Below are 15,768 nucleotides of genomic sequence, written 5' to 3' on the forward strand. Positions count from 1 at the left end.
TTCAGTGGGTGGTGCGCTCGCGGGTGGCGGAATACAGGTAACTGTCCGGAAATCCCTCGGCAGCAAGCACTTTCCCGACGATCACCACAGCGGTCTTCGTGACGCCCGCCGCCTTCACCTGATCGGCGATCGTCGCCAGGGTGCCGCGGAGCACGATCTCGTCGGGACGCGACGCGAACGCGACAACGGCGGCGGGACAGTCTCGGCCGTAGTTCTCGGTGAGTTCCAGGGCGATCTGATCGATCCGGTGCGCACCCAGGTGCACCACCATCGTGGCACCACTGCGGCCGAGGGAACGCAGGTCCTCACCCTCCGGCATCGCGGTGGACAGCGTGGACACCCGGGTCAGCACGATCGACTGCGAGACACCGGGAACGGTCAGTTCCCGCCCCAGCGACGCCGCCGCGGCGGTGAACGCGGGCACCCCGGGCACCACGGTGTACGCGACGCCGGCGGCCTCGAGCCGGCGCACCTGTTCGGCGACGGCACTGAAGATCGACGGGTCACCCGAATGCAGGCGGGCGACGTCCTGACCGGCCGCGTCCGCCTCGATCAGCAGGGCGACGATCTCGTCGAGACTCAGTAGTGCCGTGTCGATCACCCGCGCACCCTCGGGGCATTCGGCCAGGAGTTCCTGCGGAACGAGGCTGCCCGCATACAGGCAGACGGGACTCGCCGCGATGATCCGCTGCGCGCGGACCGTGACCAGGTCGGCCGCGCCGGGACCTGCCCCGATGAAGTACACCGTCATGCCGCATCACCTTTCGACTGCTTCGTCACCGACCACTGCGCCACCGGCAGTTGCGGCCGCCACGCGGTGAACCCGCCGAGCGGCTCACCGCGATACACCTGAAACTTGCGGAGCTGCCCGCCGCATTTCGAGAACCACTGCAGCAGAAGTACTTCCGATTCCACCGTCACCGCGTTGGCCACCATCCGGCCACCGACCCGGAGCCGGGACCAGCACTCGTCGAGCAGACCGTCCTGCGTGACGCCACCGCCGACGAAGATCGCATCCGGTGCGGACAGTTGGGGTGGTACGTCCTCGAACGCTGCGGGTGCGTCACCGAACACGGCGAGGGACGGCACCCCGAGCCCGGCCGCGTTCGACTCGATCTGGTCGACGCGTGCTGCGCTGCGCTCGAAAGTCACTGCCCGGCAGAGGGGGTGGGTACGCATCCACTCGATCGCGATCGTGCCGGACCCGCCTCCCACGTCCCACAGCAACTCCCCCGCCGCGGGGGCGAGGGCGCACAGCGTCAGGGCGCGGATCTCGTGTTTGGTCATCTGCCCGTCGCCCGTGAACGCGGCGTCGGGCAGTCCGGGCATCCGGGTCAGCCGGAGGGTGCCGGAGTCTTCCCGGCAGTCGACCGCGATCACGTTCAGCCGGGCCCCCGGCTCGTGCGACCATGCCGACGCCGTTCCGTCGAGCCTCGACTCGTCGGGTCCGCCCAGTTCGCCGAGCACGCTGAGCGTCGACAGTCCGAACCCGTGTGTCGTCAGGAGTTCGGCCACGGCGGCAGGGGTGTACTCGTCGCGGCTCAGCACGAGCAGTCGCGCGTGGGCGCCGAGTGCAGGCAAGAGCGTGTCCACGGGCCGGTTCACGAGAGTGACCACGGGCGTCTCGTGCGCCGCCCAGCCCAGCCGGGCGCAGGCCAGGGTGGCCGAGGACGGATGCGAGATCACCTGCACCCGCTCCGCGCCGAGCAGGTCTACGACGGTGACGCCGATACCGTGGAACATCGGGTCTCCGCTGGCCAGGACGCACACCCGCCGGCCGTGGTGCTGTTCGAACAGACCCGGCAGCGCGGGGACAAGCGGCGACGGCCAGGCCACCCGCAGTGCCGGCGACTCGGGAATCAGGGCGAGCTGACGCCCGGAACCCATCACGACGTCGGCGCCCTCGATCGCGCGTCGCGCGGACGGCGACAGACCGTCCCACCCGTCGGCACCGATACCGACGACGACGATCGGGTCGGTCATCGCGGCATCCGGCGCCAGACCGCCTGCGGCAGCAACCTCATGACGAAGAACACCGGGCGCAACCGTCCCGGCACCCACACTCGGCTGGCACCGCGGTGCAGACCCCGCACAACCGCGTCCGCGACCTGTGCCGGTGTGCTCGACATCGGCGCCGGCGACATCCCCTCGGTCATCCGGCCGATCACGAAACCGGACCGGACGAGCAGGAGGGAGACACCGCTGCCGTGGAGGGCGTCACCGAGACCGGAGGCGAACCCGTCCAGGCCCGCTTTCGCCGACCCGTACACGTAGTTGGCGCGGCGCACGCGCACACCCGCCACGGACGAGAACACCACGATGCGCCCCGACCGCTGTTCCCGGAGCAGGGTGGCGAGATGGGTGAGCACCCCGACCTGCGCGACGTAGTCGGTGTGGACCACGGCGACGGCGTGCCGTGCGTCCCGCTCAGCGCGCGCCTGATCGCCGAGAATGCCGAACGCCAGCACCGCCACCGACAGCGGGCCGTGCGCCTCCACCACCGACCGCAGCAGCTTCTCGTGGCTGTCGAGGTCGTCGGCGTCGAATTCCACGCAGTCCACCGCGGACGCGCCCGCGTCGAGCAGCGCCTGCCGTTCGGCGGCGAGTTCGGTGCTACGGCGGGCCGCGAGGACGATCGTGCGGCCGGGCGCGAGCCGGGAGGCGATCTCGAGGCCGATCTCGCTGCGACCACCGAGGAGGAGTACCACCCCGTCGTCGCCGGGCTTGCCGCTGTTCTTCTTCGATCCCAGGCTCACCCCTCCAGTGTCCTGGATTACCGTCGGGGCATGGACCGCACCCCCTCCACCCCGATCCGCCTGACCGACGCGGCACTCACCTTCCTCGGCGAATACCACCTGGGAACGCTCACCACGCTCCGCAAGAACGGCACCCCGCACGTCGTCGCCGTCGGCTTCACCTGGGATCAGGAGCACGGGCTGGCGCGGGTCATCACCAACGGCTCCTCGCAGAAGGCCCTCAACGCCGAACACGGAGGATACGGCGCGGTGAGCCAGGTGGACGGAGCGCGCTGGATGACTCTCGAGGGCCCAGCCCGGGTCCTGACCGACCCCGAGTCCGTCGCCGACGCCGTGGCCCGCTACGCCGCCAGGTACCGCCAGCCCCGGGTGAACCCGACCCGGGTGGTCGTGGAGATCGCCGTCAGCCGCGTACTCGGCTCGGCTGCGCTGCGTGACCACTGAACCGCAGCTTCCACGGGACCAGCGCGGACTCGATCTGCACGGCGAGGCTCATCTTGGACACGCCGTCGGTGCGCTCCACGAACCGGATCGGGACCTCGGCGATGGTCAGGCCGCGCTGCACCGTGCGGTAGTTCATCTCCACCTGGAACGCGTACCCGTTGCTCTGCACACCGTCGACGTCGATGGCCCGCAGGGTGTCCGCGTGCCACGCCTTGAACCCGGCGGTGGCGTCCTTGACGCGCAGCCGCAGGATCGCGTTGACGTAGAAGTTCGCCCACGCCGACAGCGCCTTGCGATGCCAGGGCCAGTCGCTGGCGACCGCGCCACCGGCCACGTAGCGGGAACCGAGCACGACGGCCGCGTCCGTCGTCGCCAGCGTCTCCACCATCCGCGGAATCGCCTCGGTGGGGTGCGACAGGTCGGCGTCCATCTGGATCACGATGTCCGCGCCCTCGTCCAGCGCCCGGGTCATCCCGGCAACGTAGGCCCGCCCGAGGCCGTCCTTCACGGTCCGGTGCAGGACTCCGACCGGGATCGGACCGCTCTGCGCGAGCGTGTCGGCGACCTCACCGGTGCCGTCCGGCGAGTTGTCGTCGACGACCAGCACATGCAGGTTCGGAATATCCGACGCCGCGAGAAGCTCGACGATCTTGGGCAGGTTGTCGCGTTCGTTGTAGGTCGGTACGACGACGGTTACCTTCGGGGCGACGCTTTCCATGACACCTTCGCATGATCTGTGATCCCGACTCTCCGCAGACGTGCAGCGGCGAGTGCGGTCGTGAACAAATGGGAGATGTTACTACCCGCGCCGCACCGCCCCCGCACGCTCCCGGTGCTCAGCCGGGAAGAACCGTCAGCCCGTGGGGCCGGGTGTTGACCGGCTCACAGCCGTCGGCGGTCACGATGACGATGTCCTCGATCCGTGCACCCCACTCCCCGCGGAAGTAGATGCCGGGCTCCACGCTGAACGCCATCCCCTCGGCCAGTTCGATCGCGTTACCCGACACGATGTACGGCTCCTCGTGCACCGACAACCCGATTCCGTGCCCGGTCCGGTGCACGAACACCTCGGCCAGCCCCTGCGCGGCCAGCAGGTCGCGGGCGGCCGCGTCGACCGCTTCGGCGGTGACGCCGGGACGCACCAGGTCGACGGCCGCCGCCTGCGCCTCCTCCAGTACCGCGAACTTGGCGGCCACACCCGGATCGGGCTCACCCATGCTGTACGTGCGGGTGGAGTCCGAGTTGTAGCCGGGTTCGACGGGTCCGCCGATGTCGATGACCACGACGTCACCCGATTCGACGACCCGCTCGGACACCTCGTGGTGCGGGTCGGCGCCGTGCGGACCCGAACCGACGATGACGAACGCCGCCTCGGTGTGTCCCTCCGCCAGGATCGCGGCGGTGATGTCCGCCGCCACCTCGGCCTCGGTGCGGCCGACCTTCAGGAACTCCCCCATGCGGGCGTGGACCCGGTCGATGGCCTGACCGGCCCGGCGCAACGCGTCGATCTCTGCATCGTCCTTGACCATCCGCAGCTCCCGCAGCACCCCGGTGGCCAGGACCGGCAGCGCACCGAGCGCCTCCGACAGCGGAATCAGGTGCAACGCAGGCATCGCATCGGTGACGGCGGTCCGGGCGGGCGACGGCAGCAGTCCAGACACCAACGCGTACGGGTCGACCCCGTCGACCCAGTCACGGATCGTCAACCCGAGTTCGGACGCGGCCGATTCGGTGAGCGACGCCAGTTCGAGCCGCGGCACCACCACGGACGCGGTGTCGCCGTTCGCGGGGATCACCAGGCAGGTGAGCCGTTCGAACGACTCCGCGCGCGAACCCAGCAGATACCGCAGGTCGGGTCCGGGGGTGATGAGGAGGCCGTCGAGTCCGGCGTCGCGGGCCAGTGCGCCTGCGCGAGCGATCCGGTCGGCATAGATGGTGGTCGGGAAGCGTGAAGTCGATGCGCCGAGGGAACTCATGGCTTCAGGCTAAACCGGTTTGGCAGGATGAGGGTCATGACAGGGCCTCTGCTTCTCCTCGACGGTGCCAGCCTGTGGTTTCGCGCGTACTACGCGCTACCCGACTCGATCACCTCACCCGACGGTCGATCCGTCAACGCGGTACGCGGGTTCACCGACATGGTGGCCGCACTGATCACCAAGCACCAGCCGTCCCGGCTCGCGGTGTGCCTCGACCTGGACTGGCGGCCCGCGTTCCGCGTCGAGGCGGTGCCCACCTACAAGGCGCACCGGGTCGCCGAGGACACCGGCGGAGCGGAGGAAGAGGTCCCCGACACCCTGTCGCCGCAGGTCCCGATGATCCTGGATGTCCTGGCCGCCACCGGAATCGCGACCGCCGGTGCGGAAGGCCTCGAAGCCGACGACGTTCTCGGCACCCTGGCCGCCACCGAGACCCGCGACACCACTATCGTCGTCACCGGCGACCGCGACCTCCTGCAGGTCGTCACGGACGAGCCGGTGCCGGTGCGGGTGCTGTACGTGGTGCGCGGCCTCGCGAAGGCCGAACTGCTCGGGCCGGAAGAGGTCGCAGCCAAGTACGGGGTGCCCGCCGACCGGGCCGGTGAGGCCTACGCCGAACTCGCCCTGCTGCGCGGCGACTCGTCCGACGGGCTGCCCGGAGTGAAGGGAATCGGTGAGAAGACCGCGTCGAGTCTGATCATGCAGTACGGATCGCTCGCCGCTCTGCGGGCCGCCGCAGTCGATCCCGAATCCGACATGGCGAAGGGTGCGCGCGCGAAGTTCGCCGCCGCAGCCGACTATCTCGACGCGGCACTGCCGGTGGTGCGGGTGGTGCGCGACGCGGATGTCGAACTGTCCCGCGAAGACACGCTGCCTGCCGAACCGGTCGATGCGGACCGGCTCGGCAGGCTGGCGGAGGAACTCGGAATCGAGAACTCCGTCGGCCGCCTCACGGCGGCGATGAAAAAGGTGGCCGCCGCACGGGTTCCGTGACGGCCGAGGGCGTGTCTCCCAATCCCTCTCGGATGCACCTGGCGATTGGGCGCCAGGAGCGCCGAAACGGGGATTGGGAGACATGCCCTACTAACTCGGGCGGCTCACCTCGTACGTGCCCTTGTCGTCGGTGAAGGTGAGAGTGACCTGCTTCTTCTCACCGTCCACGGTGAGACTGCACGTGAAGCTGTTGCCCTTCTTCACTTCCTGATCCGCGGGGCACGTGACACCGGACACGTTCTCGGCGCCGTACGAATCGGTGACGATGCGCTCGACACCGTCCTCGGCCGCCTTCTGGTCGAGTGTGTCCGTGCCGAACACCGTGAACGCGAGCACCAGGGCGATACCCACGATCACCAGCAGTGCCACGACACCGCCGATGATCAACGGCAGCTTCGACTTCCCCGACGACGGCGGCTGACCCCACTGCTGCTGGCCGGGGGTCGGGCCCCACTGCTGCGGCTGACCCGGTTGCTGACCCCACTGCGGCTGCCCGGGCTGCTGACCCCACTGTCCCGGACCCGGCTGTCCGAGCTGACCGGGTTGCGGCTGCTGACCCCACTGCGGCTGTCCGGGCTGCTGGGGGTGCTGACCCCACTGCGGCTGACCGGGCTGCAGAGGCTGACCCGGTGCCGGCTGTCCCCACGGCTGGGCGGGCGGCTGCTGACCGTACTGCGGCGCCCCGTACTGGCCGCCGGTCTGGTCAGGGTTGCCCTGGCCCGGTTGCTGTCCCTGGGCCCATTGCCCGTTCGGGTCGTTCGGTCCGTAAGGGCCGCTCATCGTCGCCTCCCGCTCACGTGTCAAGTTTTGTACCTACCGTAACGCCCCACCATCGGATTCGGGCCCTCGGACGGCGTGCGAATCCAACCACACGGCGTCGGGTCACGCAGCATCCACGGCGACGACGCCGCGGCGGATCGCCGCGACCGCACGACCTGCGGCCTTGCCGACCTGCGGATCGGGGGACGTCGACCGCACCTGTTCGAGCAGGTCTATCACCTGCCTGCACCACCGCACGAAGTCGCCGGCAGACAGTGCACGCCCCTGATCTCCCGCCGCGATCAGCGCCTCGACGAGCGAATTGTCGCTCGCCCAGTGGAAGATCGCGGCAGCGAAGCCGAGGTCCGGCTCACGGGTGGGCGGCAATTTGTGCCGAATCTCGTCCGCCCGCAGCTCCCGCCACACCCGCACGGTCTCGTCGAGGGCGTGCCGCAGCGCTCCCGGACCGCCGCTTTCGCCGGTGTCCCCTTCGCGGCGCGATTCGAAGATCACGGCGGACACGACGGCGGCGAGCTCCGCGGGCCCGAGACCCTTCCACACACCCTGTCGGAGGCACTCGGCCACCAAGAGGTCGCTCTCGCAATAGATTCGGCTCAACCGTGTGCCGTGTTCGGTGGCGTCGGGGTGTTCGCCCGCCGAGATGTAGTCGCGCTCGGCGAGCAGCGACAGGATGCGATCGAACGTGCGCGCCAACGAGTTCGTCGTGGCAGCGACCTTCTGCCGCATCGTCTCGGTCTCGCGGGCCAGCCGGTTGTAGCGCTCACCGATCCGGCTCAGCTGTTCCCGGTCAGGCCAGCTGTGGCACGGGTGCTGCCGGATGGCGCGCCGCAGCCGCGCGATCTCGGCGTCATCGGCGGCGGCACCCGACTTCTTGTGCTTCCGGCGTCCCGGCGCAACGATTCCGGTGCTGCGCAACGCCGATGCCAGATCGCGGCGCACCCTGGCGGTGTGGTGATCGAAGCGCCGCGGCAACCGCATCGATCCCAAAGACCGTGCGGGCTCCGGGAAGTCGCCGGCCGACACCCGGCCCGCCCATTTCGCCTCGGTGAGGATCAACGGCTTCGGATCCGTGGGGTCCCGGTCCGGTTCCAGCACCACGGCCAGACCGGAGTGCCGTCCCACGGGGATCGCGATTACGTCGCCGCGCCGCAGTGCGACGAGCGACGCGACGGCGGCGTCCCGGCGTTCGGTCCGGCCTTCCCGTTCGAGTGACCGTTCCCGGCTGTTCAGTTCCTCCCGCAGGCGCGCGTACTCGAAGTACTCGCCGTCCTCGCCGCCCAGCCGTTCGCGGAGCGGGGTGAGCGCGGCCTCGTTGCGTTCGATGCCGCGCGTCAGGCCGACCACCGACCGGTCGGCCTGGAACTGGGCGAACGACCGCTCGAGCAGGGCCCGTGATTCCGCCGCGCCCATGCGATCGACCAGGTTGATGGTCATGTTGTAGCCGGGACGGAAGGAGCTGCGGAGCGGGAACGTGCGGGTGGAGGCCAGCCCGGCGACGTCCACGGGTTCCACCCCGGGCTGCCACAGGACCACCGCGTGACCCTCGATGTCGATGCCGCGACGTCCGGCCCGGCCCGTGAGCTGCGTGTACTCCCCCGGGGTGAGTTCGGCGTGGGCCTCGCCGTTGTATTTGACGAGGCGTTCGAGGACGACCGTGCGGGCGGGCATGTTGATGCCGAGCGCCAGCGTCTCGGTGGCGAACACGGCCCGGACCAGTCCCTTGACGAACAACTCCTCGACCGTCTGCCGGAACGCGGGCAGCATCCCCGCGTGGTGCGCGGCGAGGCCCCGCTCGAGCGCTTTGCGCCATTCCCAGTACCCGAGGACCTCCAGATCGGCCTTCGGCAATTCGGCGGTGTGGGCGTCGATGATGGTCCGGATCTCGGCGACCTGCTCAGGAGTCGTCAGATCGAGGCGGGACCGCAGGCACTGTGCCAGCGCGGCGTCGCAGCCGGCGCGGCTGAAGATGAACGTGATCGCCGGGAGGAGTCCCTCGCCGTCGAGGCGGGAGATCACTTCCGGTCGGGGCAGCGGCCGGAAGTCGCTGGAGAACCCGCGGCCGCCGCCGCGGCGTCCCCTACCCCGCGACTCCCACGAGTCGGCGCGATCGAGGGCCTGCCGCTGTTTGACGTGCCGGACCAGATCCTGGTCGACCACCAGATCCTGGCGGGCATCCCCGCTGCGTGCCCTCGTGTCGAAGAGGTCGAACAGCCGCTTCCCGACCATGATGTGCTGCCACAGCGGGATCGGGCGGTTCTCGTCGACGACCACGGTGGTGTCGCCGCGCACCGTTTCCATCCACGCGCCGAACTCCTCGGCGTTGCTGACGGTCGCCGACAGGCTGACGAGGCGGACGTCCTCGGAAAGGTGCAGAATCACCTCTTCCCACACGGCCCCCCGGAACCGGTCCGCCAGGAAGTGCACCTCGTCCATGACGACGTGGGACAACCCGCGTAGCGCCGGGGAGTCGGCGTACAGCATGTTCCGCAGCACCTCGGTGGTCATGACGACCACCGGGGCGGCCGAGTTGATGCTCGAATCGCCGGTCAGCAGCCCGACGGTGTCCTTGCCGTACCGCCGCACCAGTTCCGCGTACTTCTGATTGCTCAGCGCCTTGATGGGTGTCGTGTAGAAGCACTTGCGCCCGGACGTGAGCGCCAGATGCACGGCGAATTCGCCGACCACGGTCTTTCCCGCACCGGTCGGGGCGCAGACGAGGACGCCGTGGCCGCCCTCGAGCGCGCGGCAGGCGTTGATCTGGAAGGGGTCGAGCACGAAGCCGAGCTGCGCCGAGAACACATCGAGTTCGGTACCGCCGGTCGTGTCACCTGTTGTCACTGCCACCCCGTCAGATTGTCACAGGGTGTCGGAGAAGTCCTGACCCGGTGTGTTGCTGCCGGTCGTGCTCGCCTCGTCGTTCTTGTTCGCACCACCGGACTTCCCGGACTTGCGTGACCGCCGGAACCGACCCGCCGGCTCGGGGACCGGTGTGCCGGCGACGTCGAACGCCTCGTTCAGGTCCGACGGCGCGGCGATCGTCGACGCCTCGTCGTCGTCGAGGGCACCCCACTCCTGCTCCGTGCGACGGGCCTTGCGGCGGTCGTTGATGCGGGCGATCTGCACGGCGACCTCGAACAGGAGGGTCAACGCGAACGCGAGCGCGAGCATCGAGAAGGGGTCCTGCCCGGGGGTGGCGATCGCGGCGAACACGAACAGAGCGAAGATCAGGCCGCGTCGCCACGCCTTGAGCTTCACGTAGGGCAGGATGCCGACGAAGTTCAGCGCGACGATGATGAGCGGGATCTCGAAGCTGACACCGAAGATGATCAGCAGGTTGATGATGAACCCGAAGTATTCCGCGCCGCCGAGTGCGGTGATCTGGACGTTGTCGCCGATCGTCAGCAGAAAGTGCAGTGCCTTCGCGACGACCACATAGGCGAGGACGGCGCCGGCGATGAACAGCGCGGCGCCGGACACCACGAAGCCGATCGCGTAGCGGCGCTCCTTCGAGTAGAGGCCGGGCGTGATGAACGCCCACAGCTGGTACAGCCAGATGGGGCAGGCGAGGACGATGCCCGCCGTCAGCGCGACCTTGAAGCGGAGCATGAACTGCTCGAACGGTCCGGTCGCGAGGAGGCGGCACGACCCGTCGTGGCTCAGGTCGGCGCGACTCGACGCCGGCAGCGAACAGTACGGCCCGCGCAGGAGCTCACCGAGACTCTCGATCCCGAGAATCTGGTGGGAGTACCAGAAGAAGCCCACCGCCGTGGTGACCACGATGGCCAGCACCGACAGAAGCAATCGCGTGCGCAGCTCGTAGAGGTGATCGACCAACGACATGGTGCCGTCGGGATTGGTCCTCCGCTTGCTGTGGCGCGGATCGAACGGAATTCGCACTGTTGTTCGCCCTAGTCTTGGTCAGCAGGCAACCGGGGTGAAGAGTCACCCCGGTTGTCAGGCGGCTCGGGCTACGCCGACTTGGGCTCGGTGTGCTGCGGCTGCACCGGCGTCGGAGGGGTGACCGGCGCTGTGGTGGTGTCCGCCACGGGCAGCTCGGCGGGCGCGCTCTGCTGCGCGGTGGGCGCCGGCGTGCTGTTGTCGTTCTGCATCTCCTTGACTTCGCTCTTGAAGATGCGGAGCGAACGGCCGAGTCCACGAGCCGCGTCGGGCAGCTTCTTGGAACCGAACAGGATGATGACGACCAGCGCGACGATGGCCCAGTGCCAGGGGCTCATGGCTCCCATGATGAAACCTCCAAAAGATCAGGTGACACCGATGCTACCGGACATACACGGCACCGGTTCGGTCGAAACCGGCTAGTTGCGCTGCCGTTTACCTGTCGGTTTCCGGGGTGCTCGCTGTGAGCGCAAATCGGCGAGCAGGGCATCTCCGGACCAGTGCCGGTTCCCGCCCGCCTCGGCCTCGCGGATCAGTTCGACCAGCCTCGCGTTCACCGGCGCGGCCGTGCCCGACGCCGCGGCCAGGCGGACGATCTCCCCGCTGATCCAGTCCACTTCGGTGCGCCGGCCCGCTTCGAGGTCGTCCCACATCGAGGATCGCGCGTGCGGGTCGATGGCCAGCATCCGGCTGCCCGCCACCCGGAACACCCCGTCCGGGACGGTCAGCAACCGGGGAATCCACTGCGGCGGCAGCGGTGTGAGCTTGGCGACAGCGATGCCGCGGGCGGTCAAGAGAGTCAGCGCTTCCCGCTGTGCCAGGGCAACAGCACGCCGGAACGACCGCTGCGACAACTCCTCGCGGAGCGGCAGGCCGGACAGGGCGTTCACCGCGTTGTTCAGGTTGAGCAGCAGCTTCGCCCACTGCACCGAGCGGAAGTCCTCACGTGCATGCAGCGGCAACCCGGCGTCGTCGAAGACCGGCTCGAATGCGCGCACCGCCGGATGCTGCTCGATCTCGAGGTCGCCGTCGGAGCCCTGGTGGAAATGCCCGTCGCCGCGGTGCACCACGTTGAACGGCACCATCGCCGCGAGGACGACCTGCTCCGGCAGTGCTGCACGCAGGGTGTCCGCGTTGCCCAAACCGTTCTGCGCACTGATCACGACCGTGTCGGGACCGATCGCCGACGCCAGCGTGGCACCGGCCTCCGGTGTCCCCGCCGACTTCACCGAGACGACGACGAGATCTGCCGTGGCCGCCGACTCCGGGCCGGTGGCGAACGCGATGCCGGAGGCGTCGACCCGGATGTCCGCTCCGTGCAGGTCCGTCAGCCGCAACCCGTGTTCGCGGATTTCAACCCCGACCCGCTCCCGGCCGATCAGGGTCACCTCGGCGCCGGCCGCGGCGAGCCGGCCCCGACATAGCATCCGATGCTGCCCGCACCGAAGACGCTGATCCGCAGCGGACGTCCGCCGACGCTCATGCCTCGACGGCGTCGTAGGCGGACAGCGCCTCCACCGCCCGGCGGCGCACCTCGTCGACCAGTTCGGCCGGTTCGAGCACCGTGATTCCGGAACCGAACCCGAGCACGAGCCGGGCCATCCACTCGAGCGCCCCGTAACTCATGCTCGCCTCGACCGAACCGTCGGCGGCGACTGTCCGCACATCCATCGGGTAATAGTCGAGCACCCACACGCAGTCGGCGCCGATGTGCAACCGGGCCTGAGGAAGGGACGCGTCGCCGCTGAACAATTCCAGGTTGGAATCCCGCACGAGAGCCTGGGCCGGCGGTGTGGACGGCTCGTCGAGCTCGGTGGCGGCGTCGATCCGGTCGAGCCGGAACAGCCGGACCCCCTCGGCCTGCCGGCACCACGCCTGCAGATAACTCTGGTTGTCGACCAGCACGACCCGCACCGGATCCACGGTGCGCTCGGTGACCCGGTCCCGGGACGCCGAATAGTACGTCAGGTGCAGTGCACGCCGACGATGGAGCGCGGACCGCACCGCGGCGGCGATGGGATCTTCCGCCACGTCCTCCACCGCATCCCGCTCCGACGCCGGCGTCACCGCCGCGCGGGCCGCCGCAGTCCCCGCGGCGTCCTCGATCTTCGCGATCGCGCTGTGCGCCGCGGACGGATCGACCATGCCCGGCATCTCCACCAGCGAACGCAGGGCAATCAGCAGGGCGGTCGCCTCGGTGGACGTCAACCGCAGCGGGCGGTCGATGCCCGCCGAGAACGTCACCTCGATGCTCTCCTCGGAGAAGGAGAGGTCGATGAGGTCGCCCGGACCGTAGCCGGGCAGGCCGCACACCCACAACTGGTTGAGGTCGGACATCAGCTGTGTGGTGGTGACGCCCAGTTCGGCGGCAGCCTCGGCCGCACTCATTCCGGGGTTCGCGATGAAGTACGGCACCAGATTGAGGAGCCGGGACAGTCTCGACGACAGCCTGTTACTCACGACGTCCCCCTTCCCCTGCGGCGTCCTTCAGCTTGGTCAGCACATCGTGGCGTAGTTCTGGCGGATCGAGGACCAGGGCGTCCGCCCCGTGGCCCGCAACCAGCCGCGCGATCCAGTCCCGGGAGCGGACCGGGATCCCGAGCACGGTGCCGCTGCGCTCGTTCACCCGCTTCTCCTCCGCCGTGGTCGCCAGTCGGCGCAGTTCCTGGGCTCGGCCCTCGGCCACCCACACTGTGGCGGTCCCGGTGACCTCACCCGAACCGGTGACCCGGTCGACGATCTCCCGGAGGTCGACACCCACCGGTTTGTGGACGACCCCGGACGGTCCGAACTCCGTCACGTCGTCGCCGATCCGCGACAACCGGAACGTCCGGACGGCACCCCGGTCGACGTCGTGACCGACGAGGTACCACCGGCCGTGCGCGGTGACGACACCCCAGGGTTCGACGGTGCGCTCGGTGTACGGCTCGTTGAGAGCACCGCGGTGCGGGAAGTGCACGGCGCGGCCGGCATCAACTGCCGCCAGCAGCTTGCCGAGCGCCGGCTCGGAGCCGCGGGTGCGGGCGGGCACCGCCGTGATCGGGGTGGCCGCCGAATCCGGATCCACCTGCACACCCGCCGCACGCAGCTTGAGCAGTGCCCCCTGGGCCGCAGACGTCAACTCCGGCGACTCCCACAGCTGGACCGCCACTGCGACCGCCGCGGACTCCTCCTGGCTGAGGTCGATGTCGGGAAGCTCGTACGCATTGCGGTTGATGCGGTAGCCCTCGACAGTCGAGAAGCGCGACGCCTGCCCGGTCTCGAGCGGAACACCGAGATCCCGGAGCTCGTTCTTGTCGCGCTCGAACATGCGGCTGAACGCCTCGTCGCTGGCGGAGTCGGCGTACCCGGCAACGCTCTCGCGAATCTTCTCGGCGGTGAGGAACTGTCTGGTGGACAACAAACAGATCACCAGGTTCATCAACCGCTCGATCTTGGAAGTCGGCACGCCCGGAAGCCTAGTGGGTGAGCCCGTTACGGACCCCCACAGCGCCGCTACATCGAGGCAATCAGGCGCTCCACCCGCTCGTCGACCGACCGGAACGGGTCCTTGCACAGCACGGTCCGCTGAGCCTGGTCGTTGAGCTTGAGGTGCACCCAGTCGACCGTGAAGTCGCGTCCGGCCTCCTGCGCCGCGGTGATGAACTCGCCGCGCAGCTTCGCCCGGGTGGTCTGCGGCGGAGTGTCCACCGCCGCCTCGATCGTCTCGTCCTCGGTGATCCTCTTCACCAGCCCCTTGCGCTGCAGCACGTCGAACACGCCGCGACCGCGCTTGATGTCGTGATACGCCAGATCCAGCTGCGCGATCTTCGGATCGGCCAGCTCGAAGCCGTGCCGGTCCTGGTAGCGCTGGAACAGCTTGCGCTTGATCACCCAGTCGATCTCCGTGTCGACCTTCGCGAAGTCCTGCGTCTCGACGGCGTCGAGCATGCGACCCCACAGTTCGACCACCTGCGTGACCTGCGGATCGGGATCCCGATTCTGCAGGTGTTCCACCGCGCGCGCGTGGTACTCCCGCTGAATGTCGAGGGCGCTGGCCTGCCGGCCGCCGGCGAGCCGCACCGGACGGCGTCCGGTGACGTCGTGGCTGACCTCGCGGATGGCGCGGATCGGGTTGTCGAGCGCGAAGTCGCGGAACGACACGCCGGCCTCGATCATCTCGAGCACGAGCGCCGCGGTGCCCACCTTCAGCATGGTGGTGGACTCGGACATGTTCGAGTCGCCGACGATCACGTGCAGGCGGCGGTACTTCTCCGCGTCGGCGTGCGGCTCGTCACGGGTGTTGATGATGGGCCGCGACCGCGTGGTCGCCGAGGACACACCCTCCCAGATGTGCTCGGCGCGCTGCGACAGGCAGAACGTGGCCGCCTTCGGCGTCTGCAGGACCTTCCCCGCGCCACAGATCAACTGCCGCGTCACCAGGAACGGGAGCAGCACGTCCGAGATCCGCGAGAATTCGCCGGCCCGGGCCACGAGGAAGTTCTCGTGACAGCCGTACGAATTGCCCGCCGAGTCCGTGTTGTTCTTGAACAGGTAGATGTCGCCGCCGATGCCTTCCTCGGCGAGCCGCTGTTCGGCGTCGATCAACAGCTCCTCGAGAACGCGCTCCCCCGCCCGGTCGTGGTTGACCAACTGGATGAGGTTGTCGCACTCGGCTGTCGCGTATTCGGGGTGTGAGCCGACGTCCAGATACAGGCGGGCACCGTTCCGGAGAAACACGTTGGAGCTCCGGCCCCACGACACCACCCGCCGGAACAGGTAGCGCGCAACCTCGTCCGGGCTCAGTCGCCTGTGACCATGGAAGGTGCAGGTCACACCGAACTCTGTCTCAATTCCCATGATTCGTCGCTGCACACCTCGAGAGTACAACGCCGATCACCCGGCGGAGCGGAAAAGCCCTCCGGCGACACCCCGCGCATACG

At 69.0% G+C, this 15,768-nt stretch carries 14 protein-coding genes and 1 pseudogene; 2 read left to right on the forward strand and 13 right to left on the reverse strand.

All coding sequences use genetic code 11. The annotated features are described in order from the left end of the window. Position 1: 1 nt before the first annotated feature. From cobM to ACFVJ3_RS25300, 3 genes are read right to left on the reverse strand one after another with little or no spacing between them, the layout of a single operon-like run. The gene (cobM, locus tag ACFVJ3_RS25290; protein WP_378454663.1) at positions 2–751 is read right to left on the reverse strand and encodes a precorrin-4 C(11)-methyltransferase; all 750 of its coding nucleotides are present in this window, start codon (positions 749–751) and stop codon (positions 2–4) included. After that, entirely contained in the window at positions 748–1,983 is a 1,236-nt protein-coding gene (gene cbiE, locus ACFVJ3_RS25295) for a precorrin-6y C5,15-methyltransferase (decarboxylating) subunit CbiE (RefSeq protein ID WP_378454664.1), read from the reverse strand. The genes cobM and cbiE overlap by 4 nt, the downstream gene beginning before the upstream one ends. After that, on the reverse strand, positions 1,980–2,756 hold the full coding sequence (locus tag ACFVJ3_RS25300; protein WP_378454665.1) for an SDR family NAD(P)-dependent oxidoreductase: 777 nt from the start codon (positions 2,754–2,756) through the stop codon (positions 1,980–1,982). The genes cbiE and ACFVJ3_RS25300 overlap by 4 nt, the downstream gene beginning before the upstream one ends. Before the next feature lie 30 nt (positions 2,757–2,786). Between ACFVJ3_RS25300 and ACFVJ3_RS25305 the strand changes: the two genes are divergently transcribed. Next, positions 2,787–3,200: a TIGR03618 family F420-dependent PPOX class oxidoreductase gene (locus tag ACFVJ3_RS25305; protein ID WP_378454666.1), complete on the forward strand. Its 414-nt coding sequence runs from the start codon at positions 2,787–2,789 to the stop codon at positions 3,198–3,200. Here the strand turns inward: ACFVJ3_RS25305 and ACFVJ3_RS25310 are convergent. Both ACFVJ3_RS25310 and ACFVJ3_RS25315 read right to left on the reverse strand, forming a co-directional pair. Continuing rightward, the gene (locus ACFVJ3_RS25310) at positions 3,160–3,918 is read right to left on the reverse strand and encodes a polyprenol monophosphomannose synthase (protein WP_378454667.1); all 759 of its coding nucleotides are present in this window, start codon (positions 3,916–3,918) and stop codon (positions 3,160–3,162) included. The two genes, ACFVJ3_RS25305 and ACFVJ3_RS25310, sit on opposite strands and share 41 nt — an antisense overlap. A gap of 118 nt (positions 3,919–4,036) precedes the next feature. After that, entirely contained in the window at positions 4,037–5,176 is a 1,140-nt protein-coding gene (locus ACFVJ3_RS25315) for a Xaa-Pro peptidase family protein (RefSeq protein ID WP_016880747.1), read from the reverse strand. A gap of 36 nt (positions 5,177–5,212) precedes the next feature. On the opposite strand from ACFVJ3_RS25315, the gene ACFVJ3_RS25320 reads away from it, so the two are divergent. Next, entirely contained in the window at positions 5,213–6,169 is a 957-nt protein-coding gene (locus ACFVJ3_RS25320) for a 5'-3' exonuclease H3TH domain-containing protein (RefSeq protein WP_378454668.1), read from the forward strand. Between the two features lie 90 nt (positions 6,170–6,259). Here the strand turns inward: ACFVJ3_RS25320 and ACFVJ3_RS25325 are convergent, their stop codons facing one another. From ACFVJ3_RS25325 to pafA, 8 genes and pseudogenes are all read right to left on the reverse strand, one after another. Beyond that, entirely contained in the window at positions 6,260–6,949 is a 690-nt protein-coding gene (locus ACFVJ3_RS25325; RefSeq protein WP_378454669.1) for a DUF4333 domain-containing protein, read from the reverse strand. A gap of 102 nt (positions 6,950–7,051) precedes the next feature. Continuing rightward, the gene (locus ACFVJ3_RS25330) at positions 7,052–9,787 is read right to left on the reverse strand and encodes a DEAD/DEAH box helicase (RefSeq protein WP_378454756.1); all 2,736 of its coding nucleotides are present in this window, start codon (positions 9,785–9,787) and stop codon (positions 7,052–7,054) included. An 18-nt stretch (positions 9,788–9,805) separates the two neighbouring features. Beyond that, the gene (gene tatC, locus ACFVJ3_RS25335; RefSeq protein WP_378454670.1) at positions 9,806–10,846 is read right to left on the reverse strand and encodes a twin-arginine translocase subunit TatC; all 1,041 of its coding nucleotides are present in this window, start codon (positions 10,844–10,846) and stop codon (positions 9,806–9,808) included. A gap of 71 nt (positions 10,847–10,917) precedes the next feature. Continuing rightward, positions 10,918–11,193 carry a Sec-independent protein translocase subunit TatA gene (gene tatA / locus ACFVJ3_RS25340; RefSeq protein ID WP_378454671.1) on the reverse strand — a complete coding sequence of 92 codons (276 nt, stop codon included), beginning with the start codon at positions 11,191–11,193 and terminating at the stop codon, positions 10,918–10,920. Between the two features lie 72 nt (positions 11,194–11,265). Beyond that, positions 11,266–12,329 (reverse strand): annotated as a pseudogene (locus ACFVJ3_RS25345) (2-dehydropantoate 2-reductase). Beyond that, entirely contained in the window at positions 12,326–13,306 is a 981-nt protein-coding gene (locus tag ACFVJ3_RS25350; RefSeq protein ID WP_378454672.1) for a helix-turn-helix transcriptional regulator, read from the reverse strand. Before ACFVJ3_RS25350 ends, ACFVJ3_RS25345 begins: the two are co-directional and overlap by 4 nt. Beyond that, the gene (locus tag ACFVJ3_RS25355; RefSeq protein WP_378454673.1) at positions 13,299–14,294 is read right to left on the reverse strand and encodes a helix-turn-helix transcriptional regulator; all 996 of its coding nucleotides are present in this window, start codon (positions 14,292–14,294) and stop codon (positions 13,299–13,301) included. Before ACFVJ3_RS25355 ends, ACFVJ3_RS25350 begins: the two co-directional genes overlap by 8 nt. Positions 14,295–14,341: 47 nt before the next feature. Further along, positions 14,342–15,700: a Pup--protein ligase gene (gene pafA / locus ACFVJ3_RS25360; protein ID WP_201453095.1), complete on the reverse strand. Its 1,359-nt coding sequence runs from the start codon at positions 15,698–15,700 to the stop codon at positions 14,342–14,344. Between the last annotated feature and the right edge of the window lie 68 nt (positions 15,701–15,768).

The sequence above is a fragment of the Rhodococcus sp. NPDC127593 genome (assembly GCF_042671975.1).
GTDB lineage: Bacteria > Actinomycetota > Actinomycetes > Mycobacteriales > Mycobacteriaceae > Rhodococcus_F.

Coding starts and splice junctions, on each gene's coding strand:
- cobM (WP_378454663.1), bottom strand. CDS start 751: ATGACGGTGTACTTCATCGGGGCAGGTCCCGGCGCGGCCGACCTGGTC.
- cbiE (WP_378454664.1), bottom strand. CDS start 1,983: ATGACCGACCCGATCGTCGTCGTCGGTATCGGTGCCGACGGGTGGGAC.
- ACFVJ3_RS25305 (WP_378454666.1), top strand. CDS start 2,787: ATGGACCGCACCCCCTCCACCCCGATCCGCCTGACCGACGCGGCACTC.
- ACFVJ3_RS25310 (WP_378454667.1), bottom strand. CDS start 3,918: ATGGAAAGCGTCGCCCCGAAGGTAACCGTCGTCGTACCGACCTACAAC.
- ACFVJ3_RS25315 (WP_016880747.1), bottom strand. CDS start 5,176: ATGAGTTCCCTCGGCGCATCGACTTCACGCTTCCCGACCACCATCTAT.
- ACFVJ3_RS25320 (WP_378454668.1), top strand. CDS start 5,213: ATGACAGGGCCTCTGCTTCTCCTCGACGGTGCCAGCCTGTGGTTTCGC.
- ACFVJ3_RS25325 (WP_378454669.1), bottom strand. CDS start 6,949: ATGAGCGGCCCTTACGGACCGAACGACCCGAACGGGCAATGGGCCCAG.
- tatA (WP_378454671.1), bottom strand. CDS start 11,193: ATGGGAGCCATGAGCCCCTGGCACTGGGCCATCGTCGCGCTGGTCGTC.